Source organism: Pseudooceanicola aquaeponti, assembly GCF_050897975.1.
Taxonomy (GTDB): domain Bacteria; phylum Pseudomonadota; class Alphaproteobacteria; order Rhodobacterales; family Rhodobacteraceae; genus Pseudooceanicola.
Map to the genome: position 1 here is coordinate 319,121 of NZ_JBPAXY010000003.1, position 22,882 is coordinate 342,002.

The 22,882-nt window shown below is 68.2% G+C and carries 19 protein-coding genes; 4 read left to right on the forward strand and 15 right to left on the reverse strand.

Annotated features, from left to right (window positions below):
• Nucleotides 1–76 precede the first annotated feature (76 nt).
• Both ACRARE_RS08230 and ACRARE_RS08235 read left to right on the forward strand, forming a co-directional pair.
• Nucleotides 77–3,850, forward strand: a complete 3,774-nt coding sequence (locus ACRARE_RS08230; RefSeq protein ID WP_432655948.1) for a Hint domain-containing protein — start codon at nucleotides 77–79, stop codon at nucleotides 3,848–3,850.
• A 661-nt stretch (nucleotides 3,851–4,511) separates the two neighbouring features.
• The gene (locus ACRARE_RS08235) at nucleotides 4,512–6,230 is read left to right on the forward strand and encodes a Hint domain-containing protein (RefSeq protein WP_432655949.1); all 1,719 of its coding nucleotides are present in this window, start codon (nucleotides 4,512–4,514) and stop codon (nucleotides 6,228–6,230) included.
• Here ACRARE_RS08235 and ACRARE_RS08240 read toward each other — a convergent pair.
• The 5 genes from ACRARE_RS08240 to fumC form a co-directional block, all read right to left on the reverse strand.
• Nucleotides 6,175–6,765, reverse strand: coding sequence for a nucleotidyltransferase family protein (locus ACRARE_RS08240; RefSeq protein ID WP_432655950.1), 591 nt, complete (start codon nucleotides 6,763–6,765; stop codon nucleotides 6,175–6,177). The genes ACRARE_RS08235 and ACRARE_RS08240 overlap by 56 nt on opposite strands.
• Nucleotides 6,762–7,010, reverse strand: a complete 249-nt coding sequence (locus ACRARE_RS08245; protein ID WP_432655951.1) for a ribbon-helix-helix domain-containing protein — start codon at nucleotides 7,008–7,010, stop codon at nucleotides 6,762–6,764. Before ACRARE_RS08245 ends, ACRARE_RS08240 begins: the two co-directional genes overlap by 4 nt.
• Nucleotides 7,007–7,198 (reverse strand): DUF4169 family protein, encoded by a 192-nt coding sequence (locus tag ACRARE_RS08250; protein WP_432655952.1) that lies wholly within the window; start codon nucleotides 7,196–7,198, stop codon nucleotides 7,007–7,009. The genes ACRARE_RS08245 and ACRARE_RS08250 overlap by 4 nt, the downstream gene beginning before the upstream one ends.
• Nucleotides 7,199–7,239: 41 nt before the next feature.
• Nucleotides 7,240–8,214 carry a serine hydrolase domain-containing protein gene (locus ACRARE_RS08255; RefSeq protein WP_432655953.1) on the reverse strand — a complete coding sequence of 325 codons (975 nt, stop codon included), beginning with the start codon at nucleotides 8,212–8,214 and terminating at the stop codon, nucleotides 7,240–7,242.
• Between the two features lie 133 nt (nucleotides 8,215–8,347).
• Entirely contained in the window at nucleotides 8,348–9,742 is a 1,395-nt protein-coding gene (gene fumC, locus ACRARE_RS08260; RefSeq protein ID WP_432655954.1) for a class II fumarate hydratase, read from the reverse strand.
• Between the two features lie 230 nt (nucleotides 9,743–9,972).
• Between fumC and ACRARE_RS08265 the strand changes: the two genes are divergently transcribed.
• Nucleotides 9,973–10,728: a hypothetical protein gene (locus ACRARE_RS08265; protein ID WP_432655955.1), complete on the forward strand. Its 756-nt coding sequence runs from the start codon at nucleotides 9,973–9,975 to the stop codon at nucleotides 10,726–10,728.
• Between the two features lie 90 nt (nucleotides 10,729–10,818).
• Here the strand turns inward: ACRARE_RS08265 and ACRARE_RS08270 are convergent, their stop codons facing one another.
• From ACRARE_RS08270 to ACRARE_RS08285, 4 genes are all read right to left on the reverse strand, one after another.
• Nucleotides 10,819–11,340, reverse strand: coding sequence for a class I SAM-dependent methyltransferase (locus ACRARE_RS08270; RefSeq protein WP_432655956.1), 522 nt, complete (start codon nucleotides 11,338–11,340; stop codon nucleotides 10,819–10,821).
• A gap of 254 nt (nucleotides 11,341–11,594) precedes the next feature.
• The gene (locus ACRARE_RS08275) at nucleotides 11,595–12,086 is read right to left on the reverse strand and encodes an SspB family protein (protein WP_432655957.1); all 492 of its coding nucleotides are present in this window, start codon (nucleotides 12,084–12,086) and stop codon (nucleotides 11,595–11,597) included.
• Between the two features lie 107 nt (nucleotides 12,087–12,193).
• A complete protein-coding gene (gene chrA / locus ACRARE_RS08280; protein ID WP_432655958.1) occupies nucleotides 12,194–13,465 on the reverse strand; it encodes a chromate efflux transporter in 1,272 nt (423 codons plus the stop codon).
• Nucleotides 13,466–13,628: 163 nt separating this feature from the next.
• Nucleotides 13,629–13,937, reverse strand: a complete 309-nt coding sequence (locus ACRARE_RS08285; protein ID WP_432655959.1) for an NIPSNAP family protein — start codon at nucleotides 13,935–13,937, stop codon at nucleotides 13,629–13,631.
• A gap of 172 nt (nucleotides 13,938–14,109) precedes the next feature.
• On the opposite strand from ACRARE_RS08285, the gene ACRARE_RS08290 reads away from it, so the two are divergent.
• The gene (locus tag ACRARE_RS08290; RefSeq protein WP_432655960.1) at nucleotides 14,110–14,778 is read left to right on the forward strand and encodes an ArsR/SmtB family transcription factor; all 669 of its coding nucleotides are present in this window, start codon (nucleotides 14,110–14,112) and stop codon (nucleotides 14,776–14,778) included.
• Here the strand turns inward: ACRARE_RS08290 and ACRARE_RS08295 are convergent.
• The 6 genes from ACRARE_RS08295 to lptF form a co-directional block, all read right to left on the reverse strand.
• A complete protein-coding gene (locus ACRARE_RS08295) occupies nucleotides 14,754–15,875 on the reverse strand; it encodes a THUMP domain-containing class I SAM-dependent RNA methyltransferase (RefSeq protein ID WP_432655961.1) in 1,122 nt (373 codons plus the stop codon). The two genes, ACRARE_RS08290 and ACRARE_RS08295, sit on opposite strands and share 25 nt — an antisense overlap.
• A gap of 73 nt (nucleotides 15,876–15,948) precedes the next feature.
• Nucleotides 15,949–16,791, reverse strand: a complete 843-nt coding sequence (rsmA, locus tag ACRARE_RS08300; protein ID WP_432655962.1) for a 16S rRNA (adenine(1518)-N(6)/adenine(1519)-N(6))-dimethyltransferase RsmA — start codon at nucleotides 16,789–16,791, stop codon at nucleotides 15,949–15,951.
• Nucleotides 16,792–16,794: 3 nt separating this feature from the next.
• Nucleotides 16,795–18,063 carry a peptidylprolyl isomerase gene (locus ACRARE_RS08305; protein WP_432655963.1) on the reverse strand — a complete coding sequence of 423 codons (1,269 nt, stop codon included), beginning with the start codon at nucleotides 18,061–18,063 and terminating at the stop codon, nucleotides 16,795–16,797.
• Between the two features lie 171 nt (nucleotides 18,064–18,234).
• Nucleotides 18,235–20,436 carry an LPS-assembly protein LptD gene (locus ACRARE_RS08310; RefSeq protein ID WP_432655964.1) on the reverse strand — a complete coding sequence of 734 codons (2,202 nt, stop codon included), beginning with the start codon at nucleotides 20,434–20,436 and terminating at the stop codon, nucleotides 18,235–18,237.
• Nucleotides 20,437–21,555: an LPS export ABC transporter permease LptG gene (lptG, locus tag ACRARE_RS08315; RefSeq protein WP_432655965.1), complete on the reverse strand. Its 1,119-nt coding sequence runs from the start codon at nucleotides 21,553–21,555 to the stop codon at nucleotides 20,437–20,439.
• Nucleotides 21,552–22,715, reverse strand: a complete 1,164-nt coding sequence (lptF, locus tag ACRARE_RS08320; RefSeq protein ID WP_432655966.1) for an LPS export ABC transporter permease LptF — start codon at nucleotides 22,713–22,715, stop codon at nucleotides 21,552–21,554. Before lptF ends, lptG begins: the two co-directional genes overlap by 4 nt.
• Nucleotides 22,716–22,882: the final 167 nt, after the last annotated feature.

Here is a 22,882-nt window from a genome sequence, read left to right on the forward strand (position 1 = left end):
AGAGATTCCTTTGGCGCGCGGTCTGTCCCGGCGCCGAACCGGAGCAGGCTCCGGATGCGACAGAAGGGTGACGACCATGACCGGCTACTATTACGGCGGCAAGCATTACGGCGGGCACGACGACGATTGCGACCCGGATGATCAGAACCCGACCCCGGACGGCTATGTCGACGGCACCGGCGCGGGCGAGCTGATCGACGCCGCCTACGACGGTGACCCGGACGGCGATTTCATCGACAACGACGACGCGCTGTTGCCCGGAGAGACCGGCGACGACGATATCGTGCGCGCCGGTGGCGGCAATGACACCGTGCTGGCGGGCGCAGGCGACGATGACGTCTATGCCGGCAGCGGCAATGACGTGGTCGAGGGCGGCTCTGGCGACGACATGATCTCGGGCGGGCAGGGCGACGACGACCTGTCCGGCGACAGCGGCAACGACATCATCTATGGCGACACCGGCGCGGCCCCCGAGGCGGTGCGCGAAAGCTTCGAATGGGACAAGCTGCCCGACCCGGATCCTTATGGCGGCCGGATCGACCATAACGACCCGCTGTATGGTACGCTGACCCAGGACACCGGCCAGGTGAACGTCACCTTCACCCAGACCACCGTGGGCAGCCCCGAGACCACCTATTACGAGGTCGAGGGCAACACCGATGGCATCGTCGACGATGGCAACGGGGTGGACAGCAATTCCACCATGTCGTCCTACCTGAACGCCAATGGCGAGGCGGCGACCTATAGCCTCGCCTTCTCGCAGGATGTGGACGATGTGTCCTTCCGCATCAACGACATCGACTATCTCTCCGAGGTGGTGATCCGCGCCTATGACGCGGATGGCAACCTGGTGGACATCCAGGTCGATGCGGGCTCGATGATCACGGCGACCGACGAAGACGCGGCAGGGGGCACCGAAACCCTGCTGTCGGCCACCCCCAATGGCGGCGCCTCGGACAGCAGCCCGCAGTATTCGGCGCTGGTGACCATTCCGGGCCCGATCAGCCGGATCGAGATCACCCATACCCAGGTCGGCCATGGCACGACCGGCATCACCGTCAGCGACGTCTTCTATGATGTGACCCCCGATCTGGTGGATGGCTCTGCCACCACCAGCGGCGACGGCAACGACGCGATCGACGGCGGCTCGGGCGAGGATACCCTCTTCGGCGAGGGCGGCGACGACACGATCACCGATGGCGCGGGCGCCGACCTGTCCTATGGCGGGGCGGATCGCGACACCTTCATCGGCGGCTCGGCCGGCGACCATGTGGATGGCGGCGAGGCCGGGATCGACGAGGACACGCTGGACCTGCGGGGCCTGAACGTCTCGGTCGAATACGACCCGAGCGACCCCGAGGCGGGCACCGTCAGCTTCCTGGACGATGACGACAACGTCACCGGCACGATGACCTTCGAGAATATCGAGACCGTGCTGACCGACCCCGAGGATCCCGATCCGCAGCTTGACGGCTATGTCGAGGGCACCGCGGGCGGTGACGTGATCGACGCGGGCTATGACGGCGACCCCGACGGCGACATGATCGACGCCGACGACGCGCTTTTGCCCGGCGACAGCGGCGACGACGACGTGGTCCTGGCCTTCTCGGGCGACGATACCGTCATCGCGGGCGAGGGCAGCGACGATGTCTACGGCGGCGCGGGCAACGACAGCATCTCGACCGGCGCGGCGGATCAGGTCAACGACCACGAGACCTTCCCCGGCATCCCGTTCGAGACCGGCGATGCGCAGCTGGACGATACCGACTATGTCGAGGGCGGCTCGGGCGAGGATACCATCTCGACCGGCGACGATGCCGACACGATCTATGGCGGCGATGGCGCCGACAGCATCGACGGCGGCCTGGACGACGACGAGATCTATGGCGGGGCGGGCAACGACACCGTCGACGGCAGCCTGAACGGCATCGTCGATGGCACGCTTGGCAACGACCTGATCTTCGGCGGCTCGGGCGACGACAGCCTGGTGGCCGGTGTCGACGCCTTCTCGGACTACGTGGGCGACGATCCCAATCTGCCCAATCCCTATAATGCCGACGGCAACCTGTCCGACCCCAACACCGCAGACGGCAAGGACACCGTCTATGGCGGCATCGGCAACGACACGATCCTTTCCGGCGACGATGCGGACGCGCTTTATGGCGGCTCGGGCGAAGACAGCATCAATGCGGGTATCGACGACGACTATGTCGAGGGCGGCCAGGGTGCGGATGTCATCCTGGGCGGCCATGGCTCGGACACGATCCTGGGCGGCTCGGGCGACGACAGCATCGACGCCAGCGCCCAGACCAGCGGGATGGACTATCCCAACGCCCCCGACGACAGCGACCCGGTGCCGGAAAACGACCGCGACGAGGTCTATGCGGGCCACGGCAACGACACCGTCTTTGGCGGTGACGATGACGACATGCTGCATGGCGGTTCGGGCGATGACGTGCTGGATGGCGGCATCGACGAGGACACCCTGGTCGGCGACTACGGCAATGACGAGCTGATCGGCGGCGCGGGCGAAGACCTGCTGTACGGCAACCAGGGGGCGGATACCCTCGACGGTGGCGATGATGCCGACGCCCTCTTCGGTGGCTCGGGCGACGATGTGCTGGATGGCGGCCAGGGGGCGGACAGCCTTGTGGGCGGCGACGGCAACGACAGCCTGACCGCGGGCAACGGCGAGGACACGCTGGAGGGCGGCGCGGGCGCCGATACCCTGCTGGGCGGCTCGGGCGCCGACACGATCTCGGGCGGCTCGGGTGACGACAGCATCCGCGGTGGCACCTCGGGCGACAGCATCGAGGGCGGCGCAGGCAACGACTTCATCGCCGGGGACGCGGGCGACGACCAGATTTCCGGCGGCGCCGGCAATGACGAGATCTACGGCGGCTCGGGCAACGACACCATCCTGGGCGAAAGCGGCGACGACCTGCTCTATGGCTCGGACCAGGAGGATGAGGTCTATGGCGGCCTCGGCGCCGACACGATCTTTGGCTCGGCCAATGCCGACCAGGTCTATGGCGGGGCCGATCGTGACAGCATCGTCGGCGCCACCACCGGCGACTATATCGACGGCGGCAGCTCTGGCGACGACTACGACACGCTGGACCTGACCGGCTACGGCGTGCCCGGCGGCCATATCAAGATCAACTACACCTCGGCCGACCGCGAAGACGGCATCGTCGAGTTCTACAACCCGGACAACACCCTGGCCGGGACGGCGGAATTCCACGATATCGAGAACGTGGTGCCCTGCTTCACCCCCGGCACGCTGATTGCGACGCCGCGCGGCGAAGTGCCGGTGGAAGAGTTGCAGGAAGGCGACCGGGTCATCACCCGCGACAACGGGATGCAGCAGATCCGCTGGAAGGGCAGCCGCCATCTGCGCGGCGAAGAGCTTCTGAAGGCGCGGCATCTTCAGCCGGTGCTGATCCGTAAGGGCGCGCTTGGCTACGGCCTGCCGGAACGCGACATGGTGGTCAGCCCGAACCACCGAATGCTGATCAACAACGACAAGACGGCGCTGTACTTCGAAGACCGCGAGGTGCTGGTCGCGGCCAAGCATCTGACCGGCCTCGACGGGATCGAGCGGCTGCACGCGAAAAGCACGACCTACGTGCACTTCCTCTTCGATCAGCACGAGGTGATCCTGTCCGACGGTGCCTGGTCCGAAACCTTCCAGCCGGGCCATCAGACGATGGACGGGCTTGGCAATGCGCAGCGCAACGAGATCTTCGAGCTGTTCCCCGAACTGCGCAATGGCGGAGGCCTTGAAGACTATCACGCGGCGCGCAAGACGCTGAAGAAGCACGAAGCGGATCTGCTCATCCTGAGCTGAGCTGGGTTTGCCACGCCTCTGGGGGGAGGCGTGGTATTTCGCCGGGGTCGGGCCCCCGGTGATGCCGGCCGCCCGGGACGCCCGTGTCGGGGAGGGGACCGTGCCCCGACACGCGCAGATCGTCCCGGGCGGTGCCGGACCTTTCCGGCCCGCCCCTGGGCCCGGCGGGGCCATCCGACCTCACCCAACGGTGGATTGTGCAGGCGCAGAAGGCGCTCGCGCCAGCGTTGAAATCCGAACCCTGCCGTTTCCGAGATTGCGACAATAGCGTGGCACTTGTCTGAAAATTTATGTCTAATTTCAGATAGTAAAGCCACAATTGCGAATCGCTGTTCGGTTCGGCGCTTAAGAAATTGCTTCAGTTGCATGGCGGCCCTGTGCCTGCTGCGAGGCTCGGGCGCTGATCGGCGTGTTTCCTGGGCATTTTCGTTTCCCACCGGGAAACAAAGATCGTTTCTGCACGTGCATTGCGCGGCGCCTGACGGAAATCGCAGCGTCAGGATTGCATATATCCTTTCCCGTAGGTTACCACCCTCCGAGGGGCGCTGAGGTCGGGCGCGGCTGACGTTGGGCAGCCATCCGGGCATTCAGAGAATATGGGAATTTCGAGCGGGGTCCTGCGGGGCTCCGCAACCAGTCTTTTGTGCGTCGAGAGGTCGATATGACGACGAGCGGTAGCGGGTCCGGGGACGGCCAGAACATCAACGGCAGCTGGCAGAACGACGATCTGGACGGCACCTGCCGGGACGACACGATCTCGGGCTATGGCGGCAATGACGACATCGCGGGCAAGCGCGGCGATGACGTGATCTATGGCGGCGACGGCAACGACACGATCACCGGCGATGCGGGGCACGACTCCATCGACGGCGGCACCGGCAGCGACAAGATCTACGGCGGCTCGGGCGACGACACGATCGACGGCGGCGACACCAACGACACCCTTTATGGCGGCGCCGGGGACGACAGCCTGTTCGGCGGCAACGTCAGCGACAAGCTCTATGGCGGCTCGGGCGACGACAGCCTTTATGGCGGGGAGGCCGAAGACAGCCTCTACGGCGGCGACGGCAACGACCTGCTGGATGGCGGCAACAGCCGTGACATTCTGGAGGGTGGCGCGGGCAACGACACCTTCTACGGCGGCGAGTCCGAGGACCACATCACCGCCGGGTCGGGCGACGATTCCATCGACGGCGGCAACAGCAACGACACCATCTACGGCGGCGACGGCAACGACACGATCGACGGTGGCGGCGGCGATGACAGCATCGAGGCCGGGCGCGGCAACGACAGCGTCTATGGCGGTCAGGGCCAGGACAGGATCTGGGGCCAGTCCGGCGATGACTTCCTCGAAGCGGGCGATACCGCCTGGGACCGCTCGACCGACACGCTTTACGGCGGGCAGGGCGACGACACCCTGCGCTCGAACGGCAACCAGGACCAGCTTTACGGCGGCTCGGGCGATGACCTCTTCACCGCCATTGCCGACGACAGCAACCTGAACAACCTCTACGTCTACGGCGGCGAGGATCCCGGCGATACCGACTGGGACGTGCTGGACCTGTCGGAGTTCAAGGAACGTTACCCCGATCTGCAACTGATCTATTCCAACGTCAGCGCCGATGGCGAGGATGGCACGATCCTGATGAAGACCGGTGACGGGCGCGAGCTGGGCCGGATCTACTACAAGGACATCGAGCAGATCACCACCGACAGCCCGAATGGCGCGATCTGTTTCGCCCCGGGCTCGCTGATCGCCACCATGCGCGGCGAAGTGCCGGTCGAGCAGCTGCGCGCGGGCGACCGGGTGATCACCCGCGACAACGGGATGCAGGAGTTGCGCTGGATCGGCCGCCGAGAGCTGAGCGCGGCAGAGCTGGCCAGGATGCCGCATCTGCAACCCGTTCTGCTGCGCGCCGGGGCCCTGGGCCAGGGTCTGCCGCATACGGATCTGGTGGTCAGCCCGCAGCACCGGATGCTGATCCGCTCGGACCGAGCCTCGCTGCTGTATGAAGAGAACGAGGTGCTGGTCGCCGCCAAGGATCTGGTCGGCATGGCCGGGGTCGAGCGTCTGGCCAATCGCTCCGCCACCTATCTGCACCTGCTGTTTGACCAGCACGAGGTGATCCTGGCCAATGGTGCCTGGTCCGAAAGCTTCCAGCCCGGCGATTATTCGATGAAGACCCTGGATCAGGCGCAGCGCGCCGAGATCCACTATCTCTTCCCGGAACTGGCCTCCGCCCGGGCGCCCAAGGCCTTCGGCGCGGCGCGCCGCAGCCTGAAAAAGCACGAGGCCGAGGTGCTGCGCGCCGAGGGTGGCATCGTCACCCGCGCCGAGCCCGCCATTCTGTCCATGCCTCAGGCGTATCGAGGTCGGTAAGGGCGCTTTGCCCCGGCAGGGGCAGCAGACGCAGACGCGCGCGATTGGCGGCGATCACGGGGGCGGCCCCGCGGTCGCCGCTTAGCGTTTCAAGGGCCGGGAACAGATCGGCGGGGAACAGCACCGGATGCCCCGCGCGCGCGCCGCTGGCGCCGCGCAGGATCGGCAGCGGGTCGCCCCGAAAGGCCTGTTCCATCTGCATCAGTTCGACCGCGCCCAGATCGGGCATGTCGGCGGGCAGGATCATCACCCCGCGCATCCCCGGCGGAAGGGCGGCCACGCCCGCCCGGATCGAGGCGCCCATGCCTTCGTCCGCGTCGGCCACCGGCACCGGGGTCACCGCCAGGCCGTCCAGCGCGGCGGCGCGGGGATGATCGGCGCAGGGCAGGGTGACCAGCACCGGCCCGATCCCGGCGGCCAGGGCCGCGCTGGCCTGGCGGCGCAGCAGGGGCGCGCCGTCGATCTCTTCCAGCAGCTTGTCGCGCCCGCGCATCCGGCGCGAGGCCCCCGCCGCCAGCAGCAGCACGGCGATCATCGCGCGCCGTCCCCGCGCGCGGCGGCAGCTTCCTCTTGTAGGGCGCGCAGCACGTAAAGACGGATGGCAGAGGCCAGGCCCAGGTCCAGCCCCCGCTCGGCGTCGATCTGGGCGGCCAACTGGTTGATCGGCGTGGCGCGGGCCTCGGCCAGGCGGCGGAACTCGGCCCAGAATTCATCTTCCAGCGAGACAGAGGTGCGATGCCCGCGCAGCGTCAGCGAGCGTTTGACGGGCCGCCCGCTCATCCCTTCGGGCTGTCGTCGTCGCGGCGGTGTCCGTCGAGGGCGCGGCGCGCCTTCTCGGCCTCGGCCTTCTCGGCGGCCCTCTCGCCCCCGGTGCGGCCGAATTTCACCGCGTTCGCGTCGCCCTGCGCGCGTTTCGCGGCGCGGGCGCGGTCCTTGCGGAAGCGGTTGAGGTTGGTGACGTTCGACATGGGCGCATATTGCCAGCGTGGCGCGGGCCGGGCAAGCGCCCTCAGAGGGCCAGCAGGGGCCCGTCGAGCAAGTCCATGAAGTCGCCAAAGTACCCGTCCGAGCGCGCCGGGCGCAGCGGGTCCGAGGTCAGCGCGACGGCCAGGCCGCGCCCCTCGTGCCAGGCGATGACCTGACCGCCATAGCCGCGCGCCAGCGCATAGCCGCTGTCGGTCAGGAACCAGCCATAGCCATAGGACATCCCGGACCAGGGCGAGCGGGTCAGCGGCTGGGTCGAGCGCGCCACCCAATCCGCCGGGATCACCTCTTGGCCCTCGTGCTGCCCGCCGCGCCGCATCACCTCGGCCAGGCGCAGCATGGCGCGGGGTGTCAGGGCCATTTCGTTCCCGCCCATGTAATAGCCCTGCGGGTCGCGGGTCCAGGGGGCCACGTCGATCCCCAGGGGGCGGCCCAGATGGCTGCGCATCTGGGTCAGCAGGGTCTCGCCCGTGGCCTCTGCCAGGGCCGCGCCCAGCACATGGGTGGCGCCGGTGGAATAGATCATCCGGCCGCCCGGATCCGCCTCCATCGGGCGGGTCAGGGCGTAGCGGATCCAGTTGGCGGAGTTGACCCAGGCGCCGTAGTTGGCGCCAGAGGTCGCGGCCAGGCCGCCGCGCAGGCTGGCCAGATCGCCCAGGGTGATCTGGGCGGCGCCCGGGGTGGCATCAGTGGGCAGAAGGCCGGGGGCGACCTCGGCCAATGTGGCGTCGACACCCGGCACGTCGCCCGCGTCGATGGCCGCGCCCAGCATCAGCGCCACCAGGCTTTTCGAGCAGGACTTGATATTGGCCAGCCCGTCGAGGCCGGACCCGCGAAAGGCCCGGGCGAACACCTCTTCGCCGTCCTTCAGCACCATAAGGCTGTGCATCTGATCGAAGCGCTGCCCGGCCTCGGCCAGCTGGTCGCCCACGGCGGCCTGGGCGGGGCGGATGAAGGGCAGGGCGAGGGCGGAGCCGAGAAGGGCACGTCGGGTGATCATGGGCCATGATCTGCGGCGCGTGCGGGCGCGGGGCAAGCAACGCGCGCTCACGTTCCCGTGGGGCCGACCTTCGGCGCATGGAAAAGGGGCGCAACCCGCTGGCCGCGCCCCCCTCTCTGTCTGCCCGGCAGGATCAGTCCTTCGGACCGATCATGTCCTCGGGGCGCACCACACGGTCGAAGGTCTCTTCATCCACGAAGCCAAGGCCGATGGCCTCTTCCTTCAGGGTGGTCCCGTTCTTATGCGCGGTCTTGGCCACCTTGGTGGCGTTGTCGTAGCCGATGGTCGGCGCCAGCGCGGTGACCAGCATCAGAGATTCTTTCATCAGCTTGTCGATGCGCGGCAGGTTGGCCTGGGTGCCCACCACCATGTTGTCGGTGAAGGCCGAGGCGCTGTCGCCCAGAAGCTGCATGGATTGCAGCACGTTGTAGGACATCATCGGGTTGTAGACGTTCAGCTCGAAGTGGCCCTGCGAACCGGCAAAACCGATGGCCGCGTCGTTGCCCATGACATGGGCGCAGACCATGGTCAGCGCCTCGGCCTGGGTCGGGTTCACCTTGCCCGGCATGATCGACGAGCCCGGCTCGTTCTCGGGCAGGATCAGCTCGCCCAGACCGGACCGCGGGCCAGAGCCCAGCAGGCGCATGTCGTTGGCGATCTTGAACAGCGATGCGGCAACGGTCTTCAGCGCGCCCGAGAACATGACCATGGCGTCATGGGCGGCCAGGGCCTCGAACTTGTTCGGCGCGGTGACGAAGGGCAGGTCGGTGATCTCGGCCATGTTGGCGGCGACCATTTCGGCCCAGCCCTTCTTGGTGTTGAGGCCGGTGCCGACGGCGGTGCCGCCCTGGGCCAGCTCGTAGATGTCGCCAAGGGCCGACTTCACGCGCTCGATCCCCTTGCGGACCTGATGGGCATAGCCCCCGAATTCCTGGCCCAGGGTCAGCGGCGTTGCATCCTGGGTGTGGGTGCGGCCGATCTTGATGATGTCCTTGAACTCTTCCGACTTGGCTTCCAGCGCCGCGGCCAGCTTTTCCAGCCCCGGCAGCAGCGTGTCGCGGGCGGCCATGGCGATGCCCACGTGCATGGCGGTCGGGAAGGTGTCGTTGGACGACTGACCCATGTTGCAGTGATCGTTGGGGTGCACCGGCGACTTGGACGCCAGCTCGCCGCCCAGCATCTCGATGGCGCGGTTGCTGATCACCTCGTTGGCGTTCATGTTCGACTGGGTGCCCGACCCGGTCTGCCAGACCACCAGCGGGAAGTTGTCGTCGAACTTGCCCTCGATCACCTCACCGGCGGCGGCGATGATCGCATCGGCGATCTCGGCCTCCATGTTGCCCAGTTCCTTGTTGGCCATGGCGCAGGCCTTCTTGATCACGCCAAGGGCGCGGATGATCGGAACCGGCTGCTTTTCCCAGCCAATGGGGAAGTTCATGATCGACCGCTGAGTCTGGGCGCCCCAGTACTTGTCTGCGGGAACTTCGAGCGGGCCGAAGCTGTCGGTTTCGGTGCGGGTCTGCGACATTTCAGATCTCCCAAAAGGAACGTCGCGCCCGGTTTACCGCAAAGCGGCCCAGTTTCAATGCCGTTCCCGCTAACGCAGGGGGTCTTCGGGTGCTTTTGTGCACAACCGTATGCCGAAACCGACCCGATCACAGCGCCGCGATCCCGGGGCGCGCTGCGGCGTTCCGCCTTGAAGATGCGGGGCGGAGGTGCATTTTGTCCCCCAAGACGACCATGACAGGAGTGACGGCGATGGCGGGGTTCTGGAGCAGGCTTTTCGGCGGGGCCTCGGAGGCGGGACCGCAGGCGCGCCGGGTGACGCCCACGGTGAACCCGAAGACGGCGCTGGCCCAGCATCCGGTGGTCGATCTGGCCGAGAAGGGCCGCAGCGCCGCGCTGGACCTGCCGCTTTGGGTGGATGAAGCCCCCGAGAGCCTGACGCCGCCCACCTACGAACATATCCTGTGGGAGACGCAGCCCCGGGGGGAATATCTTTATTACCTCGCGGGCGCTTTCGAGAAGAACGAGAAGGGGCTGTTGCGCTTCGGCTCGGCCCCCGAGGAATTCCGGGTTGTGCGCAGCCATGAAACCGATGTGCTGGAGGCCGCAAAGCACGAGCTGCCCGACAGCGAGGGCCGCGACTGGCGCGAACTGTTTAAGGGCGAGACCTGCGCCACCCTGGCCCAGCGGATCGACCGCGCTGCCGGGGCGCCGGGGCCGAAGGGCTGGACCCTGGGCCATGTGACCGGCATCGACCCTTCGGTGGGCATGGCCCTGATGCGGGTCGAGCCGGGGGCGGGGATCGACGGCGCGCCGCAGGTCTCGCTGATCTTCCGCAAGATCGTGCCCCAGGGCGAGGGCGTGCCGGTGGAATTCGGCATCCAGGTGCTGGCGGTGTCGCGCCGCGCGGAGACTTCGATCATCGCGCTGATGGATGGGTTCCGCGATTTGGTCATGCGCTATCGTGACATGCCCTATACCGAGGTGCGCGGCGCGCTGCGGGTCTGAGGCGCACCCGATCTGAGCCGAGCCAAATCAGAAGGCCGCGCCCGGCGGGACGCGGCCTTGTTCTTTGCGGGCCTCAGCTGGTGCTGCCGATCAGTTCGGGCGGCGGCGGAATTCGAAGACGCGGGCCGGGGGCAGGTTGGCCCAGACCGTGCCGCGCTTGCGGGCGGTGATGCCCATCTCGGCCTGCACATCCTCGGGGATCGGCGCGTTCGGGCTATAGGTGATCTGGGCAAAGACCCCCTCGGGCGCCATCACCTTGAAGGCGTTGCCCACCACCTCGCGCTGGATCTGTGGCCGCGCCAGCACCGGCACGCCAGAGATCACGCAGCCCAGGTTGCTGACCCCGATGCTTTCGATCTGTTGCGCGGGCTGGTTCAGCACCCGCACGCCCGGAAACTTCGCCCGCAACTCTTCGCAGAAGCGTTCGTTCAGCTCCATCAGGATCAGCCGTTCGGGGGCGATGCCCCGCTCCAGGATGACGCGGGTGAAGGATCCGGTGCCCGGCCCGATCTCCAGGATCGGCCCTTCCACATGCTCGACCCCTTCGGTCATCATCCGCGCCACGGCGGCGGAAGAGGGCGCAATGGCCGAAACCTCTTTCGGCTTGCGCATCATTTGTCCGAGAAAAACTGCGAAATCGCTGGCCACCGGTCTGTCCCCTTGACTGCCTGTTCTGCCCGCATGTCTGGGCGATCAGGCCCCGGTGGGACAAGGTGGATTGTTTGCGTTTACAAAAAATTCACCGAAGCCTCGGCGCTTTGTTACAAAGCGGCCGGGGAACAGGCGTCAGCCGCCCTGCGCCCGGTTGGGGGCACGGGCAACTGCCGGTTTTCTGCGCATTGGGGGGCTGCGGGGGGCAGGCCGCGTTACTTGCGGAAGGCGTCCAGGCTGACGACGTCGGCGTCCTTCTTGCCCTCGGCGGCGGGGGCCTCTTCGGCGTCCTCGGCCAGGGGGGCCTCGTCGGCCAGGTCGTCCTCGTCGTCTTCCTCGTCGTCCAGATCATGGCCCTGGGTCTCGAACCGCAGGCCGAATTCGACCGAAGGGTCGACGAAGGTCTGGATCGCGTCATAGGGGATGAACATGCGTTCGGGGCTGTCGCCGAAGTTCAGCGTGACCGCAAAGCCGTCGTCGCTGACCTCGAGATCCTCGAACCAGTGCTGCATCACCACCGTCATCTCGGTGGGGTAGCGGTCGCGCAGCCAGGCAGCCAGCTCGACATCCTCATGGGTGGTGTCGAAGGTGATGAAGAAATGATGCGCGCCCGGCAATCCGTTGGCGGCTACGTCGGTTAGCACATCCTGGATCAGGCTGCGCATGGCGCGGTGCATCAGATTTCCGTAGTCGATCGATTGGGCCATGTCTGTCTTCCGGGGCTCACTTTCGGCTGAGCATAGGGGATTCGAAGCAAAACGGAAGGTGATCGCCGAAGATTCTGCATAACGAAGCGGGGAAGCCGCCGGGGCGGTCAGGCAGCCAGCCAGAGGGTGGCGTAACCCAGGGCCGCCATCAGGGCCAGCGCGGGCAGCAGGCCCAGGCGCAGGCCCAGCACCAGCAGCAGCGCCAGGGCGATCAGCACCGCCGCCAGCGGGCGCAGGCTGTCCAGGGCGGGCAGGGGCAGGGCGCCCGCGCTATGCACCGTTTCGAACAGCACATGCAGGGCGAACCACAGCGCCAGCGAGGCGATGACCCCCACCACCGTGGCCGTCACGGCGGCCAGGGCGGCCTTCAGCCGGGGTTGCGCCAGCAGCCGGTCCACATGGGGGGCCAGGACGAAGATGAAGAGGAAACAGGGCACGAAGGTCACCCAAAGGGTCAGCGCGCCGGCGGCCAGCCCCAGCCCCGGTCCGGCGCGCAGGGCGCCGGCCACCATGGCCACGAACTGGGTCACCAGGATCAGCGGCCCCGGCGTGGTCTCGGCCAGGCCCAGGGCGTCGATCATCTGGCCCGGGGTCAGCCAGCCGTGCTGCTCGACCGTGACCTGGGCCATCCAGGCCAGCAGCGCATAGGCCCCGCCGAAGCTGAGCACCGCCAGACGGGCAAAGAAGGCGCCCAGATCGGCCAGGAAATCCACCCCCGCCAGGCGCAGGGCCACCACCGGGGCCAGCCAGGCCAGGGCCCAGATCAGCGTGGTCCCCAGGCTGCGCGCCAGCGCGGGCGCGGCGGCGGGCGGGGGCGCAGGCGCGGCCCCGCCGGGCGCGCCGCCTTGCCAAAGCCCCCAAAGGGCGGCAGCCAGGATTAGCAGCGGGAAGGGCAGGCCCAGGGCAAAGATCGCCACGAACCCGGCCAGGGCCCACAGGCGCTGCGCCCGCCCGGTCAGGGCGCGTTGCGAAAGCCGCCACAGGGCCTGCACCACCAGCGCCACGACCAGGGCCTTGATGCCCAGGAACCCCGCCTGCACCCCGGGCAGCGTGCCCCAGTGCACATAGGCCAGGGCCAGCGCGGCCACCACCGCCGCGCCGGGCAGCACGAAAAGCAGCCCCGCCATCAGCCCGCCTGCCACCCCGCGCAGGCGCCAGCCCGCATAGGTGGCCAGCTGCATGGCCTCTGGCCCGGGCAGCAACATGCAGAAACTCAGCGCGCCCAGAAAGGCCTCTTCGCCCAGCCAGCGGCGGCGGTCCACCAGCTCGCCATGCATGACCGAGATCTGCGCCGCAGGGCCGCCGAAACTGACCAGGCCGATGCGCCCGAAGGCGTGGAACATCGCGCGCCAGCTTGGGCGGGGATCGGGCGTCGGCATGGGCGGCTCCGGGGTTGCGGCGCGGGAGAGGGGGGCGCGGGCGCGCCCCTTTGCCGGGACCATTGCCGGGTCGGGCGCAGGGGTCAAGGCGCGCCCTCGGGGCCGGGGGCGCGCGCCGCGCGGCGTGGCCTTTCGGCCCCGCTTTGACCCGCCGCCGCCCCCCTTAGCCCTGATCGACCCGGCGCAGGAAGGTTCGCTCTTCGCTGGTCAGAAACCCCTCGGCCTGGGCAAAGTCATAGGCCGCGCGGCCCAGCGGATCGGCGGCCAGGCTCTGGCGGTAGGCCTCATACTCGGCCAGTGAGGGGATGTCGTAGATCCCGTAGCCCAGGGTGGTAGAGCCTTCGTGCGGGGCAAAATAGCCGCGCAGGGTGGCGCCATTGCGGGGGATCGCCTGGCCCCACATGCGGGCATATTGGGCGAACTGGGCGTGGCGGTCGGGGCGGATGCGGTATTGGATGACGCAGGTCAGCATGTCGGGTCCTTTCAAGACGGCAGGTGCCGCCCTTGTGCCAGACCGCGCCCGCGCCATGTGTCGGTTCGGGCGGACGCTTTTGCGGCGCCGCTGTGCTAGGCTGATCCCGGAACCCTGCCAGAGAGGCCGCCCGATGTCCTATGTGCCCCCAGGGCCCCGTCAGGGCCCTGACATGACCCGCATCGCCGCCCTGCTGGGCGAGCCCGCACGCGCCGCCATGGCCGAGGCGCTGATGTCGGGGCTGGCGCTGACCGCCTCGGAACTGGCCGAGGAATCGGGCACCGCGCGCACCACCGCCTCGGGCCATCTGGCGCAGATGCTGGACGCGGGCCTGATCTGCGTCCTGGCGCAGGGGCGGCACCGCTACTACCGCCTCAACGGCCCCGAGGTCGCGGCGACGCTGGAGGCCCTGATGGGCCTGGCCGAGGCGCGGGGCTTTCGCCGCTGCCGCCCGGGGCCACGCGACCCGGCGCTGCGTGCCGCGCGCAGCTGTTACGATCATCTGGCGGGAACCCTCGGGGTGCAGATCCACGACAGCCTGGCGGCGCGCGGGATGTTGCGCCCCGGTCCTGAGGGGTTGATCCTGACGGATGAGGGCGCGTTGGCGCTGGCGCCGCTTTTGCCCGAGGCCGCAGCGGGGCTTGCGGCGCGGCAGTGCCTGGACTGGTCGGAACGGCGGATGCATCTGGCAGGCCCCTTGGGGCGACAGCTGCTGGAGGGGCTTCTGGCGCAGGGTTGGGCGCGACGGGGGGCAGGGCGCGAAGTGCTGTTCACCCCGCCCGGCACACGGGCCTTCGACGCGCTTTTCCCGGTGCCTCAGGGCAGCGCGGCGGTCTGGTAAAGCTTTACCCGCAGCCCGCCATGGGCGACCGGGGGCCCGGGCGGCAGGAAGGGCAGGCCGGTGGCCTGGGCCAGGCCGCCATCGGCGGTGATCACGGCGGCGCGCCAGCCGCCGAAGCGCTCTTTCAGCACCGCGCCCAGGCGCCCGTAAAGGGCGAACAGCTGCTTGCGGTCGCCGATCCGCGCCCCGTAGGGCGGGTTGACGATGACCAGCCCGGGCGGGCCTGCGGGGCGGTCCAGATCCGAGACCGCGCGATGCGCCAGATGCAGCGCCTCGGCCAGACCGGCGGCGGCGGCGTTGCGGCTGGTGTTCTCGATGGCGCCCGCGTTGCGGTCCGAGCCATAGAGCCCCGGCAGATCGGCGGCGGCGCGGGCCACGGGCGCCTCGGCGCGGATCCGGGCGTAGAGATCTGGGTTGAACGTCGCCAGATCCTCGAAGGCAAAGCGCCGGTCGCGGCCGGGCCAGAGGCCCGCGGCCATCTCGCCCGCCTCGATCAGGAACGTCCCCGAGCCGCACATCGGATCCAGCACCGGCTCGGTGCCGCGATAGCCCGCCTGACGCAGAAACAGCGCCGCCAGAGTCTCGCGCATCGGCGCCTTGCCCACGGCGGGCTTGTGGCCGCGCTTGTGCAGGCTTTCGCCGCTGGTATCGACGCTGAACTGCACATAGTCGCGCTGGATCCGGGTCTTCAGCACTAGCGCGGCCTCGGGATCGACCGGCGCGCCGAAGCTCTCGCGCAACGCCCGTTCGATCCGTTCCTGGGCGGCGCCCGCGTGATAGATCTTCGATTTCGACGTGGCCGTGACCTCGACCCGAACCGGCACATCTGGGCGCAACACCTCGCCCCAGGCAAAGGCCCGGGCGCGTTTGTCGAGCTGCGACAGGTGGCTGGCCGGGAAGCCGCCGATGCGGGCCAGGACGGCGCCCGCGCCGCGCAGCTTCAGGTTGGTCCGCCAGACGGTGGTCCATTGCCCCTGAAGGGTCGCGCCGCCGGGCACGGCTTCGGCCCGGGCAAAGCCCGCCTCGCGGGCCTCCTCGGCCAGGGCCTCTTCCAGGCCCGGGGTGCCTTGCAGGAATATCTCGAATGCGGCGCTCATCGGCGGGCTGATACAGGGTTTCGGGGCGCGCTGCGAGGCGGAAATGCATCTCGGCCTCGCGGCAGGGGCGCCCTCAGCCCGCCGCGACGTTGCGCGCCAGGGCGCAGAACTGTTCCAGGCTGACGGTCTCGGCCCGGTCGGTGGGTTGGATGCCAGAGGCCAGCAGACGGTCTTCCAGATCTGGCGCCAGCCCCTTCAGCGCGGCACGCAGCATCTTGCGGCGCTGGTTGAAGGCCTTGGCCACCACCCGTTCCAGAACCTGGGGATCCGCCGGATAGCGCGGTTCGGGCAGGGCGGTCACATGGACTACGGCCGAGCTGACCTTGGGCGGCGGGGTGAAGGCCTCGGGGGGCAGCGACAGGGCAATGCGCGCCTCGGCCCGCCAGGCCACCAGCAGGGCCAGACGGCCATAGGCCTTGCTGCCGGGCTGGGCCACGATCCGTTCGGCCACCTCGCGCTGGAACATCAGGGTCAGGCTTTGCCAGACGGGCGGCCATTCCGGCGGGGTCAGCCAGCGCACAAGCAGTTCGGTGCCGACGTTATAGGGCAGGTTCGAGGCGATGCGGATCGGCGGCGTCAGATGCGCCAGCGGGTCGATCTCCAGCGCGTCGCCCTCGATCACCTCAAGCTTGCCGGGGTAATGCGCCGCGATCTCGGCCAGGGCAGGCAGGCAGCGGGCGTCCTTCTCGATCGCCAGTACCTTGCGCGCGCCCTCGGCCAAAAGGCCACGGGTCAGACCGCCGGGGCCGGGCCCGACCTCCAGCACGTCACATTCCGACAGGTCGCCCGCCTGGCGGGCGATCTTGGCGGTCAGGTTCAGGTCCAGAAGAAAGTTCTGGCCCAGCGACTTCTTCGCCGCCAGGCCATGGGTCGCGATGACCTCGCGCAGGGGCGGAAGCCCGTCGATGGCGGCCATTGCTTACTCGACGATGCGCGCTTCAGAGCGCAGCTGCGCCAGGTAGCCCTCGGCGAAGGAGGCCAGGCGGCGGTTCTGCAACTGGGTGCGCACGGCGTTGCGGTCGACCTCTTCGGGATCGGGGGCGCCTTCGGGGGTGCGGGCACATAGCATCAGGAAGACCAGGGTCTGTCCATTGTTGCGGGTCAGCGCGGTCGAGACCTCGTGACGGTCCAGCTTGGCCAGTTCCAGGCCGATGTCCTGGGGGATCTCGCCGGGGGCCAGGGTCACGCGCTCCAGCACCTCTTCGGGCTGGCCCTTGGCCACGCCGTACAGGTCGTCACAGGTGTCGATCTCGGCGCGGATCTTGGCGGCAGTGGCCAGCGCCGCTTCGGAGCGGCCGCCGGGGATGTAGTAGCTGGCGTATTCGATGGCCGAATAGCCTTCCTTGACGCCGCCGGCCTCCTGGATGGCGCGCAGCTGGAACAGGGCCAGGGCGCCGTTCACCTCGATCGGCTGGGTCACCTGGCCGGGGCTCAGCGCCATGATCTGGGGGCGCAGGGCGGGCGGCAGGTTGGCGGCGTTCATCCAGTTCACCCGGCCCCCCTGTTGCCCGCTGGGCGCGGCGGAATACTGCCGCGCGGCCTGGGCGAAGGCATCGACGCTGGTGATCTGGGAAATCTGGTTGGCCAGCTGGTTGGCTTGCTGCGGGTTCTGCGCCGTGGGAATGAAGATCTCGGAGATCAGCACCTGAACCCCGGTCTGCTGGTTCTGGGTGGCGATGGCGCGATCCACGTCTTCCTCGCTGACCGACACCTTGGCAGAGAACATGCCGCGCACCAGCTGGCGCCAGATCACGCTGGAGGTGATGAAGTCGCGGAAGGTCTCCTCCGAGATGCCTTCACCTTGCAGCGCGGTCAGGAACTGCTGGGTTTCCATATTGGCGCGACCGGCGAATTCGGCCATTGCCTCGGTCACGTCCTCGGCCTCGGCGGTCAGGCCGAAGCGGTCGGCGGCATCGGCCTTCAGCCGTTCCTCGATCAGCTGCTCGCGCGCCAGGTTCTGGGGGTTGCCGGGGGCGTTGAACACGTCCAGCATCCGCGCCCGCTGGTCCAGCTCGTAGCCGGTGATGACCTTGTCGTTGACCCGGATCACCGGGCCGAAGCTCTGCGCCGTGGCGGGCATCGCCTGGGACAGGGCCAGGGTCAGGCCCAGAATCGCCGGACGCGCGTAGGCGCGCAGCTGTGCAAAGGCCGTGCGGAGATGCGGGCGGGTCGGTGCGGATCTGATCATTGCCTCAAGTCTCTTTCTGCCCTGGCCGGGCCATCTGCCGGGTTCGGCCGGGCCGCATGTTCCAAGAACGCGGGGACCGTCCAGCCCTATCTATATCGTTTTCGCGCCCCGTCTCAATCGGTTCCTGCCCCGGCGTTGCGGTTCTTGCCGCCCGGATGGGGGGAAGGCGCCTCAGCTACAGGATTTCACCCGGGCGCTGCCCCCCGAAGAGGCCGAGAAGCCGCGCAGCCCGATGGTGAAGCTGAAATCGGTCGAGGGCGTCAGCACGGTGGAGGAGGCAAAGCTTTTCGACATGGCCAGGGACACATCCACGCATTCGTTGGACCAGGTCACGCCAAAGCCCGCCTCGGCCAGGCGGTCGTCGGCCACGTCATAGCGGAAATTGGCCGAGGTCAGCCAGCTGTCGTTCCATCGGTAATCGCCATCCAGCAGCCATTCCGAGATCACCGATGGCCGATCTTCCTGCAAGTCGCGGCCCAGCCAGACATAGGCGGCGGCGATGCTGGCGCGGTCGTTCTGCCAGGCGGCGCGGGCCTCGGCCTTGGACGGGTCCAGCTGGTCAGAGAAGAGGCCGCGCGCGGCGATCGACCAGCCATCGGGCCCGGCCAGCTGCCCCGCTACCAACAGGTCCGACACGTCCGAGCCCAGGCCCGAGGTGCTGGAATAGGCCGGGTCGGCGCGTTCCTGCACCACCTGGCCCAGCACCAGCCGGCCCTGCCAGCCCGAGGGGTCGTAATGGGCCCAGGATACGCCATAGGCGCCGCGCCAGCCGCGCTCGCGCCGGTCGGGCGCGGTGAACCGGGTCAGGCCCAGCAGGTTGCCCTCGTCGAATTCCAGCCGGGTGCTTTCGTCATTGGCCACGTCCAGGTCATGGCCCCCCGACCAGGCGACCTGCGCCACCGGCTCGATCACCTGGGTGGCGCCCGCCGCGGTCACCCGTGACATCGGCCAGCGCAGGGTCACCGCCGAGGTGGGCGTGACGCCGGTCTGGCTGTCGGGCAGGGTGCTGTCCTGGGTGGTGTGGAAGGCGTCGGCGGCCAGCCCGGCCATCAGCTCGGCGCGAATCCCCGCGGGCAGTGTGTACCAGCGCCGCCAGTCGGCGCTGACACTCAGCCGGGTCACGTCGCGGCCGTCGACCTCGCTGTCGGGGTCGGGGCCGTCGAAGGCATCCTCGGAATAGCGCAGGTGGCTATGCGCCTCGGCGCCCAGGCGCAGCTCGCCGCCGATCCGGTCGGGGAAATAGCGCCGCTCGTAATTGGCGTCGCCGATGATCGAGGGCAGGGTGGAATTGTCCTCGTCCTCGCGCAGCGAATAGTAATGGGTCAGCGCCACCGAGGCCCATTCGTCGCGTCGCGCCCGTTCCACCGCCACGCGGCTGTCCAGCCGGTCCTTGTCGGAATAGTCGTAGTCGTTGAGGTAGGCGTCATCGGTCACCGCCTCCAGATCGAAGCTGAGGACGAAATCCTGCGGCAGGTCGAAGCGCCCGGCAGCCTGGATATAGCCGCGCGCATCCTTGTCCGGCATCAGGTCGTCGCTCGACAGTGCCCCGGAAATGCCGATGGCGCCGCTGCGGAAGGCCTGGCGATAGCGGAATTCCAGTGTGCGGGTATTCTGCGACATGTAGGGGGTGACCAGCAGGTCGCGCTGATCGTCGATGGCCCAGAAATAGGGCAGCTTCAGCCCGGTTCCCAGTTGCGAATTGCGCCGGATCGAGGGGATCAGGAAACCGGTGGCCCGGGTCTGGGTCGGGTCTGGCATCCGCAGATGCGGCAGGTACAGCAGCGGCACCCCCATCACCTCGAAACGCGCCTCGTCGAAGTAAAGCTGCCCCTCGGCCTCGTCATGAGTGACCCGCTTGGCGCGGATCTGCCACAGCGGCGGCTTGCCGTCGTCGCAGACATGGCAGGACGAGACGGTGGCCTTGAACAGCGAATTGTAGCGGTCTTCGCTGCGGCTCAGCTGGGCGGCGGCAAGTTGCACCTGGCTCGACAGCATCATCCGCGCCCCGGTCAGCAGCCCGTCGCGCAGATCGGCGTCCAGAGCGGCGGCCTCGGCCACGATGACGGTTTCGCCCCCGGCCTCGGTGATGCGAATGGGCCCCTCGATGTTCAGCTTGCCTTCGGTCTGGTCGAAGCTGATGCGCCGGGCGGTCAGGCGGATGTCGCCCTGCAAGGCCTCGACATTGCCCTCGGCGACGATGCGGTCATTGCCGGTCAGATAGACCTGATCGGCGATCAGCATCGCGGGATCTGCGGCCAGCGCCGGGCCGGGCAGGGCGGTCAGCGCCGCCAGCGACAGCGCCAGGGCCAGCGCCGGGATGCGAGGCGAGCGGTCGCGCGGGACGCGCCGGGATCGGGCAAAGGGGGCGGCCATCTATCCGTCCTCCATCTGTAGCAAAAGCCCGGTGGACAGCAAAAGCGCCGCCACCGGCGGGGCCCAGGCGGCCAGCAGAACCGGGATCTGACCGTTCTCGCCCAGGACCTGCGCGAAGTTGCGAATGTAGTAAAGCGCAAAGCCCAGCAGGATGGCAATCAGCACCGACTGGCCTGTCTTGCCAAAACGCGCAGGCCGCATGGTGAAGGCGGCTGAGACCACCACCATGGCCAGCAGGAACAGCGGCCGGGCCAGTTCCATGTTGAACCAGACCGCATGGCGCCGGGCTGAGAAGCCCGCCCGTTCCAGCTGGGCGATATAGGCGGGCAACTCCCAGATGGGAATCGCCGAAGGGTCGCCGAAACTGTCGCGAATACGTTCCTCGGTCAGGGTCGAGGGCAGTGTGTAATGGGCGTGCACCTCGGCCTGGGCCTCGGGGTTGATGCCGTCGCCCAGGGGCCAGATCTTCACCCCGTCCAGCTCCCAGGCGCCGCGCACCAGCTGCGCATGGCGCGCCTCGATCCGGCGTTGCGGCCCGCCGCCCGAGGCTTCGTCGGCCTCCATCGGCGCGTAGGAAATCATCGTGACCTCGTAAAGCTCGGTCGCCTGGGGGTTGGCGCGGGCGGCGCGGATCACCGTCTGGCCCTCTTCGCCGCCCTGGCGCAGCCACAGCCCCTCTTCCGAGACCGACAGCGTGTCGACCCCGCCAGAGCGGTAGCCCTCGGCGACATCGTTGTAGCGTTTCGAGGTCGAGGCGACGATCGGGTTGAACATGGCCACGGTGATCAGCCCGATCACCAGGGTCACCGCCAGGGGCGCCAGCAGCGTCTTCAGGGCCGAGCGACCCACGGCGCGCGCCACAACCAGTTCGGACGAGCGCGACAGGGCGATGAACAGCGCCACCGTGGCCAGGATCAGGATCAGCGGCAGGATCTCGTAAAGCCCCGCCGGCACGTTCAGCAGCACCAGGCCCAGCACCTGGGCCAGGCCCACGTCATAGCTGGACATTTTGCGCATCTGTTCGACCAGGTCGATCATCGCCGACAGCAGGAAGAAGACGGCCAGCATCAGCAGGAAAGACTTGGCGAAGCGGCGGGCGAAATAGGCGTGCAGGATCATGCGGCCGCCTCCAGCCCTGGCGCGGCGGGGGGCGCGCGGCGGCGCAGGCGGCGGGGCCGGGCGGCCCACCACAGCAGCAGGGCCGAGATCACCACCCCGATCAGCGCGGGCAGGTAAAGGATCGGCCACAGGGCCCCGTCCTTGCGCACCGGGTCGGTGACGCTGCCCTCGACGAATTTCACCACCACCAGCAGGCCGATGGCAAAGACGATCTGCTTCCACACCCCGAAGCGCGAGAAGCCCCCCACTTGCAGCGCCGAGAAGCCGATCATCGCCGCCACCAGGCACAGCAGCGCCTGGGTGATCCGCCCGTGCCCTTCCTGGATGGCGCGGCCCGGATCCTCTCGGGTGCGCAGCGCCGCGGCCTGCGGATCGCCCAGCAACTCAAACGTCGACAGGTCGCGCAGCCCATAGCGGATTTCCGAAGAGCCCTCGATCAGGGCGCCCACGTCATAGGCGAAATCCTGGAAATGGGTGGTGTAAAGGCGGTTCGACCGGGTCGACAGGCTTTGCGCCAGACCGTCGATCATCACCAGCTTGGGCTCGGGATCGGCGTCGGGATCCTCGGCGGCATTGACCAGATAGGCGCGGGCGGCGGTATAGGTCTGCACCTCTTCCGGGTCGCGCCGGTCGGACAGGAAGACATCGTGCAACGCCCCGTCGGCGTCGATGGCGCGGATGTAGAAGGTGATGTTCGAGGCCGGATGTAGGAAGGTGCCCTCGGTCAGCATCCGCGCGGTGACATTGCGCGAGATCTCCTGGTTGCGGCGCACGATCTCGGCATGGCTCATCGGGACCAGGAAATGGGTCAGGATCGACATCATCAGCGCGGTGATCGCCCCGAACCACAGCACCGGGCGCGCCAGCCGCCAGGGCGAGAAGCCGGTGGCCTGCATCACCACCAGTTCCGAGTCGGTGCTGAGCCGGTTGGTCACGTAGACGGCGGCGGCAAAGACCGCCATCGGCAGGGTGATGCGGATGACATTGGGCAGGGTCAGGGCGGTGTATTCCAGGAACACCGCCGCCGATTGCCCGTCCGCGATCAGCTGGTCGAACAGCCGCACGGCCGAGTTGATCCAGTAGATCGCCACCAGGACCAGGGCAAAGAACCCGAAGAGCATCATCAGCTGCGACAGGATATATCTGTCGAATCGCGCCACGCGCACCCCCCGTGCGGCCGCACGCGGGCGGCCCTTCGTTCTTTGGTCGTTCAGTCTTTAGCAGCAGACATCGGCAGCAGGCAGCCCACCCCCCGGCGGGCTGTCCGTTCAGAACATTAGCGGGTTTCCCGGGCCGGGAAAACTGCATTCTGGTCAAAGGGGCGGTG

Bases quoted from the DNA above. Each gene is read 5' to 3' on its own strand.
- ACRARE_RS08285 (WP_432655959.1), bottom strand. From the start codon at position 13,937: ATGCTGACCTGCGTCATCCAATACCGCATCCGCCCCGACCGCCACGCC.
- ACRARE_RS08290 (WP_432655960.1), top strand. From the start codon at position 14,110: ATGACCCGCATCGCCGCCCTGCTGGGCGAGCCCGCACGCGCCGCCATG.
- chrA (WP_432655958.1), bottom strand. From the start codon at position 13,465: ATGCCGACGCCCGATCCCCGCCCAAGCTGGCGCGCGATGTTCCACGCC.
- rsmA (WP_432655962.1), bottom strand. From the start codon at position 16,791: ATGGCCGCCATCGACGGGCTTCCGCCCCTGCGCGAGGTCATCGCGACC.
- ACRARE_RS08295 (WP_432655961.1), bottom strand. From the start codon at position 15,875: ATGAGCGCCGCATTCGAGATATTCCTGCAAGGCACCCCGGGCCTGGAA.
- fumC (WP_432655954.1), bottom strand. From the start codon at position 9,742: ATGTCGCAGACCCGCACCGAAACCGACAGCTTCGGCCCGCTCGAAGTT.
- ACRARE_RS08275 (WP_432655957.1), bottom strand. From the start codon at position 12,086: ATGGCCCAATCGATCGACTACGGAAATCTGATGCACCGCGCCATGCGC.
- ACRARE_RS08240 (WP_432655950.1), bottom strand. From the start codon at position 6,765: ATGATCGCCGTGCTGCTGCTGGCGGCGGGGGCCTCGCGCCGGATGCGC.
- ACRARE_RS08230 (WP_432655948.1), top strand. From the start codon at position 77: ATGACCGGCTACTATTACGGCGGCAAGCATTACGGCGGGCACGACGAC.
- ACRARE_RS08305 (WP_432655963.1), bottom strand. From the start codon at position 18,063: ATGATCAGATCCGCACCGACCCGCCCGCATCTCCGCACGGCCTTTGCA.
- ACRARE_RS08265 (WP_432655955.1), top strand. From the start codon at position 9,973: ATGGCGGGGTTCTGGAGCAGGCTTTTCGGCGGGGCCTCGGAGGCGGGA.
- ACRARE_RS08310 (WP_432655964.1), bottom strand. From the start codon at position 20,436: ATGGCCGCCCCCTTTGCCCGATCCCGGCGCGTCCCGCGCGACCGCTCG.
- lptG (WP_432655965.1), bottom strand. From the start codon at position 21,555: ATGATCCTGCACGCCTATTTCGCCCGCCGCTTCGCCAAGTCTTTCCTG.
- ACRARE_RS08235 (WP_432655949.1), top strand. From the start codon at position 4,512: ATGACGACGAGCGGTAGCGGGTCCGGGGACGGCCAGAACATCAACGGC.
- ACRARE_RS08245 (WP_432655951.1), bottom strand. From the start codon at position 7,010: ATGAGCGGGCGGCCCGTCAAACGCTCGCTGACGCTGCGCGGGCATCGC.
- ACRARE_RS08255 (WP_432655953.1), bottom strand. From the start codon at position 8,214: ATGATCACCCGACGTGCCCTTCTCGGCTCCGCCCTCGCCCTGCCCTTC.
- ACRARE_RS08250 (WP_432655952.1), bottom strand. From the start codon at position 7,198: ATGTCGAACGTCACCAACCTCAACCGCTTCCGCAAGGACCGCGCCCGC.
- ACRARE_RS08270 (WP_432655956.1), bottom strand. From the start codon at position 11,340: ATGCGCAAGCCGAAAGAGGTTTCGGCCATTGCGCCCTCTTCCGCCGCC.